The 14,458-nt window shown below is 70.6% G+C and carries 17 protein-coding genes; 14 read left to right on the top strand and 3 right to left on the bottom strand.

The features are described from left to right. Window positions 1-6 precede the first annotated feature (6 nt). From ACZ6WN_RS27715 to ACZ6WN_RS27675, 9 genes are all read left to right on the top strand, one after another. Window positions 7-1,200, top strand: coding sequence for a polyamine ABC transporter substrate-binding protein (locus ACZ6WN_RS27715; protein ID WP_465869369.1), 1,194 nt, complete (start codon window positions 7-9; stop codon window positions 1,198-1,200). Next, complete coding sequence (locus ACZ6WN_RS27710) at window positions 1,193-2,137, top strand: ABC transporter permease (RefSeq protein ID WP_465869367.1); 945 nt, start codon at window positions 1,193-1,195, stop codon at window positions 2,135-2,137. Before ACZ6WN_RS27715 ends, ACZ6WN_RS27710 begins: the two co-directional genes overlap by 8 nt. Then, entirely contained in the window at window positions 2,134-2,967 is an 834-nt protein-coding gene (locus tag ACZ6WN_RS27705) for an ABC transporter permease (protein ID WP_465869366.1), read from the top strand. The genes ACZ6WN_RS27710 and ACZ6WN_RS27705 overlap by 4 nt, the downstream gene beginning before the upstream one ends. Beyond that, window positions 2,967-4,610 carry an amidohydrolase gene (locus ACZ6WN_RS27700; RefSeq protein WP_465869364.1) on the top strand — a complete coding sequence of 548 codons (1,644 nt, stop codon included), beginning with the start codon at window positions 2,967-2,969 and terminating at the stop codon, window positions 4,608-4,610. Before ACZ6WN_RS27705 ends, ACZ6WN_RS27700 begins: the two co-directional genes overlap by 1 nt. Before the next feature lie 21 nt (window positions 4,611-4,631). Next, window positions 4,632-4,880: a zinc-ribbon domain-containing protein gene (locus ACZ6WN_RS27695; protein WP_465869363.1), complete on the top strand. Its 249-nt coding sequence runs from the start codon at window positions 4,632-4,634 to the stop codon at window positions 4,878-4,880. Between the two features lie 117 nt (window positions 4,881-4,997). Continuing rightward, entirely contained in the window at window positions 4,998-5,990 is a 993-nt protein-coding gene (locus ACZ6WN_RS27690; RefSeq protein ID WP_465869362.1) for an intradiol ring-cleavage dioxygenase, read from the top strand. A 27-nt stretch (window positions 5,991-6,017) separates the two neighbouring features. After that, the gene (locus ACZ6WN_RS27685) at window positions 6,018-6,212 is read left to right on the top strand and encodes a Sec-independent protein translocase subunit TatA/TatB (protein ID WP_465869360.1); all 195 of its coding nucleotides are present in this window, start codon (window positions 6,018-6,020) and stop codon (window positions 6,210-6,212) included. Continuing rightward, on the top strand, window positions 6,209-6,994 hold the full coding sequence (tatC, locus tag ACZ6WN_RS27680) for a twin-arginine translocase subunit TatC (RefSeq protein WP_465869358.1): 786 nt from the start codon (window positions 6,209-6,211) through the stop codon (window positions 6,992-6,994). The genes ACZ6WN_RS27685 and tatC overlap by 4 nt, the downstream gene beginning before the upstream one ends. After that, a complete protein-coding gene (locus ACZ6WN_RS27675) occupies window positions 6,982-7,521 on the top strand; it encodes a twin-arginine translocase TatA/TatE family subunit (protein ID WP_465869357.1) in 540 nt (179 codons plus the stop codon). Before tatC ends, ACZ6WN_RS27675 begins: the two co-directional genes overlap by 13 nt. Here the strand turns inward: ACZ6WN_RS27675 and ACZ6WN_RS27670 are convergent. Continuing rightward, the gene (locus ACZ6WN_RS27670; protein ID WP_465869355.1) at window positions 7,488-9,029 is read right to left on the bottom strand and encodes an AMP-binding protein; all 1,542 of its coding nucleotides are present in this window, start codon (window positions 9,027-9,029) and stop codon (window positions 7,488-7,490) included. The two genes, ACZ6WN_RS27675 and ACZ6WN_RS27670, sit on opposite strands and share 34 nt — an antisense overlap. Before the next feature lie 102 nt (window positions 9,030-9,131). Between ACZ6WN_RS27670 and ACZ6WN_RS27665 the strand changes: the two genes are divergently transcribed. Genes ACZ6WN_RS27665 through ACZ6WN_RS27655 form a run of 3 tightly spaced genes read left to right on the top strand, consistent with a single transcriptional unit; the run spans window position 9,132 to window position 11,507 of the window. Further along, a complete protein-coding gene (locus ACZ6WN_RS27665) occupies window positions 9,132-9,401 on the top strand; it encodes a hypothetical protein (RefSeq protein WP_465869354.1) in 270 nt (89 codons plus the stop codon). Continuing rightward, the gene (locus ACZ6WN_RS27660) at window positions 9,388-10,857 is read left to right on the top strand and encodes a sensor histidine kinase (RefSeq protein ID WP_465869353.1); all 1,470 of its coding nucleotides are present in this window, start codon (window positions 9,388-9,390) and stop codon (window positions 10,855-10,857) included. Before ACZ6WN_RS27665 ends, ACZ6WN_RS27660 begins: the two co-directional genes overlap by 14 nt. Next, complete coding sequence (locus ACZ6WN_RS27655; protein ID WP_350666096.1) at window positions 10,842-11,507, top strand: response regulator transcription factor; 666 nt, start codon at window positions 10,842-10,844, stop codon at window positions 11,505-11,507. The genes ACZ6WN_RS27660 and ACZ6WN_RS27655 overlap by 16 nt, the downstream gene beginning before the upstream one ends. A gap of 4 nt (window positions 11,508-11,511) precedes the next feature. On the opposite strand, the gene ACZ6WN_RS27650 is transcribed toward ACZ6WN_RS27655, so the two are convergent. Then, complete coding sequence (locus ACZ6WN_RS27650; RefSeq protein WP_465869351.1) at window positions 11,512-12,384, bottom strand: serine/threonine-protein kinase; 873 nt, start codon at window positions 12,382-12,384, stop codon at window positions 11,512-11,514. Between the two features lie 8 nt (window positions 12,385-12,392). Beyond that, on the bottom strand, window positions 12,393-12,746 hold the full coding sequence (locus ACZ6WN_RS27645; RefSeq protein WP_465869350.1) for a hypothetical protein: 354 nt from the start codon (window positions 12,744-12,746) through the stop codon (window positions 12,393-12,395). A 150-nt stretch (window positions 12,747-12,896) separates the two neighbouring features. Between ACZ6WN_RS27645 and ACZ6WN_RS27640 the strand changes: the two genes are divergently transcribed. Together ACZ6WN_RS27640 and ACZ6WN_RS27635 are read left to right on the top strand one after the other, a co-directional pair. Continuing rightward, a complete protein-coding gene (locus tag ACZ6WN_RS27640; protein ID WP_465869349.1) occupies window positions 12,897-13,331 on the top strand; it encodes a hypothetical protein in 435 nt (144 codons plus the stop codon). Window positions 13,332-13,374: 43 nt separating this feature from the next. Continuing rightward, entirely contained in the window at window positions 13,375-14,457 is a 1,083-nt protein-coding gene (locus tag ACZ6WN_RS27635) for a baeRF2 domain-containing protein (RefSeq protein WP_465869348.1), read from the top strand. Window position 14,458: the final 1 nt, after the last annotated feature.

Here is a 14,458-nt window from a genome sequence, read left to right as displayed (position 1 = left end):
TCCCCGATGAACAAGGACAACAACGTACGCATCCTGGCCAGCCATGCCGGCGCGCGAGCGATCCGCCAGGAGCTCTCCCGGCGCCACTTCCTGAGCCTGGCCGCTCTTGCCGGTGCCGGCGTCGCGCTGAGCGCCTGCGGCTCGGAGGGCGGCGGTTCCTCCAGCGCGGTCGAGCCGGGCGGTGGCGCGAGCGGCGGGCCGGTGGAGAAGTCGCTGTCGATCTACACCTGGGGCGACTACGACTCCCCCGAGGTGATCGACGCGTTCAGCAAGACCGGCCCGAAGGTGACGCTCGACTCCTACGGGTCCAACGAGGAGCTGATCTCCAAGCTGGTCGCGGCCGAGGGCACCAGCGGCTACGACATCGTGGTGCCGACCGGGGTCTACATCCCGCAGCTGATCGAGAACGAGATCATCGTCCCGCTCAACAAGGACCTGATCCCCAACATGGCCAAGGTGGACCCGCAGTTCCTCGGCCAGGACTGGGACCCGGAGAACGAGTACTCCGTGTGCAAGTGCTGGGGCACCACCGGGTTCGTCTACGACACCACGCTGATCAAGCGCGACCTGGTGACGTGGAACGACTTCATCGACGCGATGCAGAACGAGGCCTCGGGCCGCACCTCGCTGCTCGACGACCCGCAGGGCGTCGCCGGCCTCTACTTCTGGGCCAACGGCATCGACTGGAACACCGAGGACATGGCCGACTACGACGCCTACGAGGCCGAGGCGGTCGAGAAGTGGGCACCGCACATCGCCGGCTTCGACTCCTACCCGGCCACCGGCGCGATGCAGCAGAACACCTTCGCGCTGATGCAGAACTGGAACGGCGACTCCCGCCTCGGCATCCTCGAGCACAAGCAGCCCGACCGCTGGAAGTGGGTCCTGCCCGGCCCGACGACCGAGCTGTGGATGGACAACTGGTGCATCCCGACCGGCGCGCCCCACCCCGAGGCCGCGCACGCGTTCCTCGACTTCGTGCTGGAGCCGGAGAACTCCTTCCTGGAGATGGACTACATCGGCTACAACACCGGCGCGCTGGGCATCGAGGAGCTGGCCAAGGAGCGCAAGGTCGAGCTGCCCGAGATGATCTTCTTCACCGAGGAGCAGCTCGCCACCATGAAGAACGGCGCGGTCAACGAGGCTCAGGACCGGCGTACGGAGGTCTACGACAAGCTGAAGGCCGCCGCCAGTGCCTAGGAGCGGGTCCAGCCGGCTTCCCGGGTTCGTCCTCGCCGTCCCGGCGTGGCTGTGGCTGACGGTCTTCTTCGTGGTGCCGTTCCTGCAGATCGCCTGGTTCAGCCTCGGCGAGAAGCCCGGGATGTTCGGCACCCACAGCAACGAGGTGATGTCGCTCGACCGCTACGTCCAGGCGTTCAGCCCGACCTTCTTCACGATCTTCCGGGCGACGCTGTGGATGAGCGTGCTGGGGACGGTCGCCTGCCTGCTGATCGCGCTGCCGGCGGCGTACTTCATGGCGAAGAAGGTCCCCGCACAGCATCGCGGGCTGCTGGTCGCCCTGGTGATGGTCCCCTACTGGACCTCGTTCCTGATCCGGACGATCGGCTGGAAGGTGATCCTGTCCTCCGAGGGCGCGCTGGCCGGGTTCCTGACCGATGTCGGCCTGGTCGCCGACCCGCACGACCTGCTCAACACCCGCGGCGCGGTGCTGCTGGGCCTGATCTACAACTATCTGCCGCTGATGATCCTGCCGATGTACGTCGCCTTCGACCGCGTCGACGGCGCGCTCGGCGAGGCGTCCAAGGACCTCGGCGCCGACCGGCTGCGGACCTTCTTCCAGGTCACGCTGCCGCTGGCGCGGCCGGGGATCATCGCCGGCGTCATCCTGGTCTTCATCCCGATGATGGGCGACTACGTCACCCCGGCGGTCCTCGGCGGCGCCAAGGGCACGATGGTCGGCTCCTTGATCGCCAGCCAGTTCCTGACCGCGCAGAACTGGGCGCTGGGCTCGGCCATGGCGGTCGTCCTCATCCTGCTCACCATGCTCGTCGTCGTCCTCGCCATCGCGCTGCTGTGGGGCGTGGGCTGGCTCCTGCACAGGCGCAGCAAGCTGGTCATCGGAACCGTCCCGCCTCCGGACTCGAGGCTGTCCACCAAGGAGGTGGTGACCGCATGAGCAGGCCCTCCGGGACCAATCTCGCGCTCGGCGCGTGGACCACGCTGGTCTTCGTCTTCCTCTTCGCCCCGATCATCGTGATCGGCATCTACTCCTTCAACGGCGGCCGCCTGCTGACCGCCTGGGACGGCTTCAGCCTGCAGCCGTTCACCGCGATCATCGAACGGCCGACCGTACGTCACACCGTCGCGGTCTCCCTGCAGACCGCTGTGATCGCCGCGCTCCTGGCGAGCGCGCTCGGCACCCTGGCCGGGATCGCGATGGCCCGGTTCCCCGGCCGGTGGGCGGGCCCCTTCACGCTGCTGTTGCTGCTGGTCTCGGTGACCCCCGAGATCGTCGACGGCATCGCGCTGCTCCCCTGGTTCGTGACGCTCGGCCAGGACTGGTCGCTGCTGCCGTTCAACAACGGCTACGTACGCCTCGTGATCGGTCACTCGCTCTTCGCGACCGCGGTCGTCACCTACATCGTCCGTGCCCGCCTGGTCGGGCTGGACGCGTCCCTGGAGGAGGCCTCGGCCGACCTCTACGCGAAGCCGGTCGCGACGTTCTTCAAGATCACCCTTCCGCTGGTCGGCCCGGCGGTCCTGGCCGGCGGGCTGCTCGCCTTCACCCTGAGCCTGGACAACACGGTGATCTCCTCGTTCATCAACGTCTCCGGCACGACCTCGTGGCCCGTCTACGTGCTCTCCTCGGTCCGCTCGGGCCTCAAGCCCGAGATCGCCGCGGTCTCCACCATCCTGCTGGTCTTCACCCTCCTGGTCCTCGGCCTGGTGGCCTGGGTGCTCAAGCGCTCGGGCTCCTCGGTCACCGACACCATGGCCGTCAACTGATGGGTGCCCACGCCCTCCCGGCGGACCTGCTGCTGCGCGGTGGCCGCGTGCTGCGCGAGGGCCGCTGGGAGGACGCGGCGCTCGCCGTCCGGGACGGGCGGATCGCGGCCGTCGGCGCGTCTCTCGACGCGCTCGTCGGTCCCGAGACCGTCGTCGAGGAGCTCGAGGGCCGGTGGGTGCTGCCCGCCTTCCACGACTCCCACGTGCACCCGGTCCAGGCCGGGCTGGAGATGAACCAGTGCGGCCTGACCGGGCTCTCGACGCTCGAGGGCTACCTGGACGCCATCGGGTCCTACGCCGCGGCCCACCCGGATCGCGCCTGGGTCACCGGCGGCGGCTGGTCGATGGACTCCTTCCCGGGCGGGGTGCCGAGCGCCGCGCCCCTCGACCGGCTCCTTCCCGACCGGCCGGTCTTCCTGCCCAACCGCGACCACCACTCCGCCTGGGTGAACAGCCGCGCGCTCGAGATCGCCGGCATCGACGCCCACACCCCCGACCCCGCCGACGGGCGCATCGAGCGCAACGCCGCCGGTCGGCCCACCGGCGCACTCCACGAGGGCGCGATGGCGCTGGTCGGCTCGCTGGTCCCCGCCCCGACCACGAGCGACCTGACCGAGGCGCTGCTCACCGCGCAGCGGCATCTCCACTCCGTCGGGATCGTGGGCTGGCAGGACGCGCTGGTCGGCGACGGGCTCGGGATGCCGGACTCGCTGCCGACCTATCTCGCCGCGCGGGAGTCCGGCGAGCTCACCGCGAAGGTCGTCCTCGCCCAGTGGTGGGACCGCGACCGTGGCCTGGAGCAGCTGCCCGAGCTGGTCTCGCGCCGCGCCCTGGCCGCTCGGGCGGGGCTGGACGCCGGCAGCGTGAAGCTGATGCAGGACGGCGTCTGCGAGACGCACACGGCCGCGATGCTCTCGCCTTACCTCGACGCGCACGGCCGGCCCACCGACAACCGCGGGCTCTCCTTCATCCCGGCCGACGCCCTGGCCACCTACGTCGCGGCGCTGGACGCCCACGGGTTCCAGGCCCACATCCACGCGCTCGGTGACCGGGCGGTCCGCGACAGCCTCGACGCGATCGAGCACGCGCGCACGGCCAACGGGTCCAACGGTCTGCGACACCACCTGGCCCACGTCCAGGTCGTCGACGCCTCCGACGTCCCTCGGTTCGCGGCCCTGGAGGTCACCGCCAACATCCAGCCGCTGTGGGCGTGCCGGGACGAGGCGGTCGAGGTGCTGACCCTGCCGTTCCTGCCACCGGCCGCGCGCGAGCAGCAGTACGTGTTCGGGTCGCTGCTGCGTACGGGTGCCCGGATCGCGTGCGGCAGCGACTGGCCGGTCTCCGACCCGGCGCCGCTGCTCGGCATGCACGTCGCGGTCAACCGCCGCTCGCCCGACCAGCCCTCCGACGCCACCCCGCTGCTGCCCGAGGAGGCGCTGACGGTCACCGAGGCTCTGGCCGGCTACACCACCGGAACCGCCTATCTGAACCGGCTCGAGGGCTCCACGGGCCGGATCGAGGTGCGCTACGCGGCCGACCTGGTCGTGGTCGACCACGACATCCTCGGCACGGACACCACCGTCCTCGGCCGGACCCGGGTGACCCACACCTACGCCGACGGTCGCGAGGTCCATCGGCTCTGATCGCGTGCAAGACTCGTCGTCATGATCATCTTCGGGCTCAAGACCTACACGCGGCTGCTGGCCACGCTCTCGCTGGTCTGTCCCCACTGCCGCCAGCAGGCGGCCCATCGCCTCTTCGAGGTCGTCAACAAGTTCACCCTCTTCTTCATCCCGCTCTTCCCCGTCAGCACCTCGCGCCGGATGGACTGCACCTACTGCGGCTACGCCTCGAAACTGTCCAAGGAGCAGGCGGCGCAGCTCCAGTCCGCCCCGCGTCCGGGCCTCGGCTGATCCTGGGCTGATCCTGGGCGGCTTTCACAGGAACCCCACAGGCGGGGCAGGAGGTCCTCACGGATCCAGACGTCAGAGTCAGGTCAACGCACCAGGACCGACGTCAAGGAGAACCAGATGAGCCGCGTACCCGAACCCGAGCACACCCCTGAAGGCCCCGCCTATGAGGGCCGCCTGCTGTCCCGCCCCGAGGAGGAGGTGGTCGACCAGGGTGCCGGCTTCGACATCTCGACGCTGCTGACCCGCCGCCGGGTCCTCGGGCTCGTCGGGGTCGGCGTCGGGGCGGCCGCCCTGGCCGCCTGTGGGTCGGGCTCGTCGGGCTCGGGGTCGACCTCCTCGGGGTCCGGCGCGGCGGGGTCGACGACGTCGACGGCCTCCGACGGTGAGATCCCGCAGGAGACCAACGGCCCCTACCCGGCCGACGGGACCAACGGCACCAACGTGCTGACCGAGTCCGGGATCGTACGCAGCGACATCACCTCCAGCCTGGACGGCGGCACGACCGTCGACGGGGTACCGCTCGAGTTCACCTTCACCGTGACGGACATGGCCAACGACAACGCGGCCTTCGAAGGCGTCGCGGTCTACCTGTGGCAGTGCGACGCCCAGGGCCAGTACTCGATGTACTCCGAAGGCGTCGAGGACGAGACGTACCTCCGTGGGGTCCAGGTCGCCGACGCCAACGGTCAGGTGACCTTCAAGACCATCGTCCCCGGCTGCTACTCCGGCCGCTGGACGCACATGCACTTCGAGGTCTATCCCGACGCCGACTCGGCGACCACCGGCGACAACGCGATCGCGACCTCCCAGGTGGCGTTCCCCGAGGACATGCTGACCCCGATCTACGAGCTCGACACCTACGACGGCTCGGCGGACAACATGTCGCAGGTCTCGCTCGACACCGACAACGTCTTCAGCGACGGCTATGAGCTGGAGCTGGGCACGTTCGAGGGCGACGCGGAGTCCGGTTACACCGGTTCACTCGCGGTCGCCGTCGACACGACGACCGAGGCCACCATGGGTGCCGCTCCCGGCGGCGGTGGCGGCGAGGGCGGCGCTCCGCCCCAGGGCGGCGACGGCGGCACCCCGCCCGAGATGCCGTCCAACTGACCCCGACAACCGACCAAGGAGAACACCATGTTGCAGAACCTCACGGGCTGGCACGCCCTCGTCATCCTCGCCATCATCCTGCTCGTCTTCGGCTCGGCCAAGCTGCCTGCCCTCGCCCGCAGCGTCGGCCAGTCCGTACGCATCCTCAAGGACGAGACCCACGACGCCGCCGAGGCGCAGCCCGCCACGGTCGAGGCCGTGGCTGACCGCAGGGCGTCATGACCACCGCCGCCGTCGCACCGGACACCCCGACGGTCACCGCCAAGGGGACCATGCCCGTCGCCGGCCACCTGCGTGAAGCGAGCAGGCGTGGGATCCGGGCGGCGGTGGCTCTCCTCATCGGCGTGGTCGTGGGCTTCTGGCTGTCCGACCAGATCCTGGAGGTCCTGCGCGCACCCGTGGAGCAGATCGCGCAGTCCCAGGACGCCAGCCTCAACTACGACACCGTCACCGGCGCCTTCGATCTCAAGCTCAAGATCGCGCTCTTCACCGGCGTGATCCTCTCCAGCCCGGTGTGGCTGGCCGAGCTCTTCGCGTACATCACCCCGGGTCTGACCCGGCGCGAGCGCCGCTACACCTTCGGGTTCCTCGCGGCCGCGATCCCGCTCTTCGCCGCCGGCTGCGCCTTCGGGTTCCTGCTCTTCCCGCACATGGTCGAGATGCTCGCCGGGTTCTCCTCGGTCGAGGACAGCACCATCCTCAACGCCGGCTACTACGTCGACTTCGTGATGAAGATGGTCCTCGCGATCGGGGTCGCCTTCGTGCTGCCGGTCTTCGTGGTCGTGCTCAACCTGCTCGGCCTGCTCTCCTCGCAGACCCTGCGGCGCGGCTGGCGCGCCATCGTGGTCGTCATCGTGCTGTTCAGCGCGCTGGTGACACCGGCTGCCGACGTCCTCTCGATGTTCCTCGTCGCCGCGCCGATGTCGGCGCTCTTCGCCGCCGCCGTCCTCATCACCCACGTCCATGACCGCCATGTCGAAAGGAGCCGGCCATGTTCGGTCTGAGCTTCGAGAAGCTGTTCCTCGTCGCGATCCTCGCCGCCCTCGTGATCGGCCCCCAGCGGCTCCCGCTCTACACCCACCGCCTCGCCGAGCTGATCCGCTCCTTCCGGAGCTTCGTCGACACCTCCAAGGCCCGCGCCGAGAGCGAGATCGGGATCTTGCGCGAGGAGCTGGAAGCCCTGGACGTACGCCGGTACGACCCGCGCCGCATCGTGCGCACCGCGCTCACGGAGACACCCTCAGCCGCGGCGGAGGCGACCGCTGCGGCGGCTGCAGATCTGGAGGCGGAGGCGAGCCGCGTACGTCCCGGGCAGAAGTATCTCGTCACCGGAGGCTCCGCCCACCCCCGCCGCATCCTGATCTCCTCGCTCCCCGCCGACGACCCCCGCCGCCTCGCCGCGTACGTCCCACCCCCGGCCTCCGACGACGCGACCGAGCTCCTCCTGACCGAGGTCGACACCCTCCTCCAGGAGTCCCGATCCGCCCACTCGGCGGGTCAGTTGACCTTGCGGTCGCGGTCGCCCCAGTAGGGCTCGCGGAGCTTGAACTTCTGCAGCTTGCCGGTGGCCGTACGGGCCAGGGTGTCGCGGAACTCGACGACCGTGGGCGCCTTGTAGCCGGCGGCCCGCTCCTTGCACCAGGCGATCAGCTCCTCCTGGGTCGCCTCCGCACCCTCGGCGAGGACGACGAGAGCCAGGATGGTCTCGCCCCACTTCTCGCTGGGGATGCCGATGACGGCGACCTCGGCGACCGAGGGGTGCAGGAAGAGGACGTCCTCCACCTCGGCGGAGCTGACGTTCTCGCCGCCGGTGATGATCACGTCCTTGATGCGGTCGGAGATGGTGAGGTAGCCGTCCTCGCCGATGCTGCCGCCGTCGCCGGTGTGGAACCAGCCGTCGGCCAGCGCCTTCTCGGTCTCCTCCGGCTTCTCCCAGTAGCCCTCGAGCACCACGTTGGACCGGGCCAGGACCTCCTTGTCGGGCGAGATGTCGAGGCTCACCCCGATCGCGGGCGCGCCGGCGCGGGTCAGCTTCGCGGCCTGCTCCATCGGGTCGAGGTCGTCCCACTCGGCGCGGGTGCGGTTGATGGTCAGCAGCGGCGAGGTCTCGGTGAGGCCGTAGATCTGGATGAACTCCCAGCCGAGCTCCTCCTGGACGCGGACGACCGTCTTCGTGGGCGGCGGCGCGCCGGCCATGATGATCCGCACCTTGTCCCGTCCGGGGATCTCGCCCTCGGTGGCCTGCCACTGCGGCAGCGCGTCGAGCACGGCGGCGGCCACCGCGGGGGCGGCGCACATGTAGGTGACGCCGTGGTCGCGGACGCGGCGCAGGATCTCCATCCCGTCGACCTTGCGCAGCACGATGTGCTTGATGCCGAGACCGGTCGCAGCGAACGGCATCCCCCAGCCGTTGGCGTGGAACATCGGCAGCGTGTGCAGGTAGACGTCGCGGTCGGTGCAGCCCGCGTGCAGCGCGAAGGTCATCGCGTTGGTCCAGATGTTGCGGTGGGTGATCTGCACACCCTTGGGCCGGGCGGTGGTGCCGGAGGTGTAGTTGATCGCCGCGGTGGCGTTCTCGTCCGGCTCCCACGGCTGCGGCTCGGCTCCCTCCGCGGCGTAGAGGTTGGCGTCGTCGCCGAGCACGAACCGATGCTTGGCGGTCACGTCCTTCAGCGCCTCGTCGACCTCGGGATCGACCCAGAGCACCGAGGCGCCGGACTGCTCCACGATGTAGGAGACCTCGTCGGGGCGCAGCCGGAAGTTGACGGGCACCAGGATGCGGCCGTAGCCGGCGACGCCGTAGAACGCGGTCAGCAGCCGGGCGGAGTTGTGGGACACGATCGCGACCCGCTCCCCCACCCCGATGCCGAGCTCGTCGAGCTTGGCCGCCATCCGCTTCGCGAGCGACTTCATCTCGGCGTACGTCACCTCCCCGAGGGAGGCGGCCGGCTGGTCGGGCTCGTCGACGATGCCCACCCGCTCGCCGTAGACCGAAGCGGCGCGGTCGATGAAGTCGTTGACGCTGAACGGAACGAACACTGGCTACCTCCAGATGCATGCGGTGACCTGCCTCACTGTATCCATGAGAGGTCTCTCATGGACCCCCACATCGGACAGGTGGTCAGGCACTATCGAAGGGTCATGCCCCGCACCCTGAAGTTCCTTCTCCCGCTGGTCGTCCTCGTGGCGGTCGGGGTCTACCTCGCCGGCTCCTTCGCGGGAGCCTCCGAGAACGACCCGCCGCCGCGCGAGCCCGTCGTGCTGCCCTCGCAGTCGGCCACGCCGTCCGCGCCGAGCACCGGATCCTCTCCGAGCACGGATCCCTCGGGTGTCCCGGTCGTGACCCCTGGTCCCGTCGACGATGATGATGACGACGACGATGACCACGACGACCGCCATGACGACGACTGACCCCCAGCCACCCGGGACCACACCGCCACCGCCGCGCCGGGGGCTCTCCGTGCGTGCCCGGATCACGGCCTCCGTCGCTCTCCTGGTCACCCTCGCCCTGGCCGGGGCCGGTCTCATCGTCTACGCCGTCGAGCTCGGCCGCGTCGATGCCGCGACCACGCGGGAGATGGAGCAGGAGCTCGACGAGTTCTCCCGGCTGCGCACCGAGGGCATCGACCCCGAGACCCGGGCGCCGTACGACGTCGAGGGTCTGCTGCTCACGTTCCTGCGCCGCAACGTCCCCGACGACGACGAGCTCCTCGTCGCCTGGGTGGACGGCAAGCCGGGCGCGCAGTTCCCCGAGGACCCGCTGATCTCCACCGCGCGGTTCCGGGAGGCCGTCGCCGATCTCGTCGTCGACGGCGGGACGACCTACCTCGACACCGCCGACGGCGAGGTACGCATCACCAGCCAGCCCGTTCGGCAGGACACCGCCACGGGCACGACCGAGGGCGCCCTCCTGGTCGTCTCCTACCTCGACGAGGACCGCGCCGAGCTGCGCAGCACGATGCGCACGTACACGATCGTCGCCGGCCTCCTCGCCCTCCTGGTCACCCTGGTCGCGGCCTGGCAGTCCGGGCGCCTGCTGGCGCCGCTGACCCGGCTGCGGCAGGCGACCGGCGCGATCAGCGCCACCGACCTCTCCGCCCGGCTGCCCGAGTCCGGCAACGACGACATCTCGGCCCTGACCAGGAACTTCAACGACATGCTGGCCCGTCTGGAGCAGGCGTTCACCGACCAGCGCCAGTTCCTCGACGACGCCGGTCACGAGCTGCGTACGCCGCTGACGATCATCGGTGGCCACCTCGAGCTCCTCGACGAGTCCGACCCGGCCGAGGTCGAGCAGACCCGGCGGCTGGCGCTCGACGAGATCGACCGGATGAGCCGGCTGGTCGGCGACCTGATCCTGCTGGCCAAGCACGACCGTCCCGACTTCCTCACCCTGGAGGAGGTCGACGTCGACACCCTCACCGAGGACATCCTCGCCAAGGCCAGCGCCCTGGCCGACCGCGACTGGCACCTCGACGCGGCCACCCCCGGCACCTGGCGCCTGGACCCGCAGCGGATCACCCAGGCGATGCTGCAGCTGTGCGACAACGCTGCCGGCCACACCGCCCCCGGCGACCGGATCGCGGTCGGCTCGGCGGCCGTCGACGCCACTCTGCGACTGTGGGTGCGCGACACCGGGCCGGGCGTGCCCGCCGAGGACCGGGACCGGATCTTCGAGCGGTTCGCCCGCGGCGCCGAGACCGGCTCGGGCGACCGGCCCGGACTCGGTCTCGGGCTCGCCATCGTCTCCGCCATCGCCGGCGCCCACGGCGGCTCGGTCGGTGTCGAGGACGCGACGCCTCCCGGCGCCCGCTTCACGATCACCCTGCCCGCACGCACCGAAGGAGAGGCATGGCCCGCATCCTGATCGTCGAGGACGAGGACCGCATCGCGGCCTTCCTCGCCAAGGGTCTGAGCGCTGACGGCCACCAGGTCAGCACCGTCGCCGACGGCCTCGAAGGACTCGAGGAGGCGCTCAGCGGCGCCTTCGACCTGATGGTGCTCGACATCGGGCTGCCGACCATCGACGGCTTCGAGGTCCTCGACCAGCTGCGCGCCCAGGGCTCCCGGATGCCCGTGGTGGTGCTGACCGCCCGCGACTCGGTGCACGACACCGTCTCCGCCCTCGAGGGCGGCGCCGACGACTACCTGGCCAAGCCGTTCCGCTTCGCCGAGCTGCGGGCCAGGATCAACGTACGCCTGCGGCAGCAGGACAACACCGACGCCGAGGTGGGCGAGCTCCGCTCCGGTTCGGTCGGCCTGGACCTGCGTACGCGGCGGCTCCGGGTCGACGGGCGCGAGAGCGACCTCTCCGCGCGCGAGTTCGCCCTGGCCGAGGTGCTGCTGCGGCATCCCGGGCAGGTGCTCTCCCGCGCGCAGCTCCTCGACCTGGCCTGGGGCATGGACTTCGACCCCGGTTCCAACGTCGTCGACGTCTACGTCGGCTACCTGCGCAAGAAGCTGGGCTCGGCCCGGGTCGAGACCGTCCGCGGCATGGGCTACCGCTTCCAGCCCTGAGACGTCAGCCGATCCGCAGGCCGCCCAGGGAGGCGCGCGGGAGGCGCTCGACGGGAGGCGAGACGGTCTCGGCGATCTCGGCCGGGGCCGGGCGGTCACCGGCGGCCGGGGCGAGGCACGCCTCGATCACCTTGACGATCTCGGGCGGCGTACGTCTGGGGAGGGCGCCGGGACGGGAGACGAGCTGCGGGTAGCGCTCGGCGCGGTCCGAAGCGTCTGGGTCGCCGTGGGCGAAGGGCCGCTCGCCGGTGACGGCGTGGAAGAGGGTCGCGCCGAGCGCCCACACGTCGGAGGCGGGGCCGACCTCGCCGCGCTCACCGGGCAGGCACTGCTCGGGCGCCATGTAGGCGTCGGTGCCGATCTCGTGGCGCAGCGCGGCGGCCTCGGCGACCGGCCGGGCAACCGAGAGGTCGATCAGCCGGGCCGGCGAGCCCATGATCAGGTTGCTCGGCTTGAGGTCGAGGTGCACCCAGCCGGAGCGGCGCAGGTAGTGCAGCACCGAGGCGAGGTCGAGCGCCAGCGGCAGGTACTGCTGCTCCGGCAGGCGCCCGTGGCGACGGATCAGTGTCGAGAGCCGGGGGCCCTCGACATGCTCCATCACGACATAGGGCCGCTCCCCGTCGAGGTCCTCGCGCAGTCCGCGGACGAGGACGGGGTGCCTCAGGTTCGTCAGCGCGTCGGTCTCGCGCCGCAGCGCGTTCCGGCTGGTCTCGCTCTCGACCAGCCCCGGTCGCAGCACCTTGGCCACGACCGGACCGTAGGTGACCTCGTCGAAGGCCAGGAAGGCCTCGTACGACGAGCCGCCCCCGAGCAGCCGCATCGCGGTCAGCTCGGGGGTGATCGCGTCACCCTGGACCAGGCCCCAGGTGTCGGTCATCCTTCGACTCAGCCCTGGGTCCGGTCGTTGGTGTTGTCGCGGGTGTTGTCCCGCGTGTTGTCGCGGGTGTTGTCCCGCGTGTTGTCCCGCGTGTTGTCGCGGGTGTTGTCGCGGGTGTTGTCCTTGGTCGCCCGGGTCACGCCGGTGCCGTTGGTCACGGTGTCGTTGCCGGCGGCGTCGCGGGTGACGTCGTCGGCGTCGTTGTCGTCGTCATCGTCGACGGTGGTCACCTGGGTGTTGGACTTCTCCTCGCGCTTGGCGTAGTCGTCACCATCGACGGCGGCAGCGCTCTGGTAGGTGAGCACACCGGCCGCGACCACGCCGACCAGGCCCGTACCAAGGATCATCGGAAGCTTCTTCATGATTCGTCCCTTCAGGTTCTGCCCCGGGTGTTCCCGGCGCCATGCAAGAACCATCTCGGCCCGCGGTGAGGTGATCGTGAGACGACCATGAGAGCTCTCTCATCCGCGAGCCGGTTCGGGTCCTGGGGCCGCTGGTGGTAGGAACGTCCCGTGCAGAGCAGCGAGTGGCGCGAGATCGCGCTCAAGGTCGGAGTCCTGGTCCTGGTCGGGGTGCTGATCTCGGTGGCCGGCTACGGCTACTCGCGCTCACGCTTCCGCGAGCACGCCACCGAGCAGGCCGAGTCGGCCGCGAGCCGGTTCGCCCGGACGACCAGCTGGACCACGGTCGAGGCCGACCCGGAGCTGGTGGCGCAGTGGGCCCGGGCCTGCCCCTCGGTCCAGACCCCGCCCACCGAGAAGACCGCCGACGCCCGCGGCCACCTGGAGAAGGTACGCATCTCCTCCACCGACCTCACCGAGAGCGGTGCCACGGTGGAGCTGACCCCCGATGGCGGCCGGTCGGTGTTCACCTTCGCCGTCACCCGCTCCGGAGAGGGCAAGGACGAGGAGTGGCACGTCGCCGAGGTGACCTGCGAGGCCGGTTGATCCGGACCGTGTGACAGCCCCCGCCGGTGGGTACCACACAGGTATGGACACCGCTGGATTCACCAACCTGTTGACCCGCCCGGGGCCGTACGCCACTGTGCTGGCCGATGTCAGCCAGGACTCGGAGAACGCGGCCCATGCCAAGGAGCTGCGCGTCCGGGCCGCCTGCGAGGAGCTCTCCGCGCAGGGCGCACCGCCCGACGTCGTGGCACAGGTCTCCGATCGGCTGGACGTGAACGTACGTCAGCCCGCACCGGTGGCTCGCGTCGTCGTCGCGACCCCGGACGGGGTCGCCTACGACCAGGTGGCCGTCGCCGAGGTGCCGAACCCGGTCGCGACCTGGGACCCGCTGCCCGACCTCGGCTCCTGGATCGCCGCACGCGAGGCCTCGATGCCGTTCGTGCTGGTCCTGGCCGACCACACCGGTGGCGACATCTCGCTGTGGGACTCGGGACTGCCGCACCCCACGAGCACGACCACCGTGGACGGCGACGAGCTCGAGCACGTCCACAAGGTCCAGGACAACGTCGGCTGGGCGGGCTTCCGCATGCAGCAGACGACCGACAACGTCTGGCGCCACAACGCCGACAAGGTGGCCGGGGAGGTGACCAGGCTGGTCCGCGACCACGGCCACGAGCTCGTGCTCGTCGGCGGTGACCCGACCACGGTGGGCAGGCTGCGCGAGGACCTCGCCGGGCTCACCGCCGAGGTCGTCGAGCTGGCGAGCGGGCAGCGCGCCGAGGACGGCGGCGACCAGGCTCGCGACGACGCGATCCGCAGCGCGCTGCTCGACCAGGTCGTCCGCCGGCGCACAGCGCTGGTCGGGCGCCTCGAGGAGGCCTGGGGCCGAGGCGAGCGCGCGGCCACCGGAGTCCGCGACGTCGCCGACGCCTTCGTCACCGGCCGCGTCGAGACCCTGCTGATCGACCCCGCCGCGATCGCCGGGCACACCCTCGACCCGGCGGACCATCCCGGGCTCACCTTCGGCGAGGCCCCGGTCTCCGGTCCGGTCGAGGCCGGAGAGGCGCTCATCGCCGCCGCGGTCCTCACCGACGCGGAGGTGTCCGTCCTGCCCGCCAGCGTGCTGGGCGACGCCCCGGTGGCGGCGCTGCTGCGCTGGGCCTGAC

The organism is Nocardioides sp. NPDC054178, from assembly GCF_055585005.1.
Note: the sequence above shows the minus strand (reverse complement) of the source record. Positions and strands in the feature narration are given on the sequence as shown.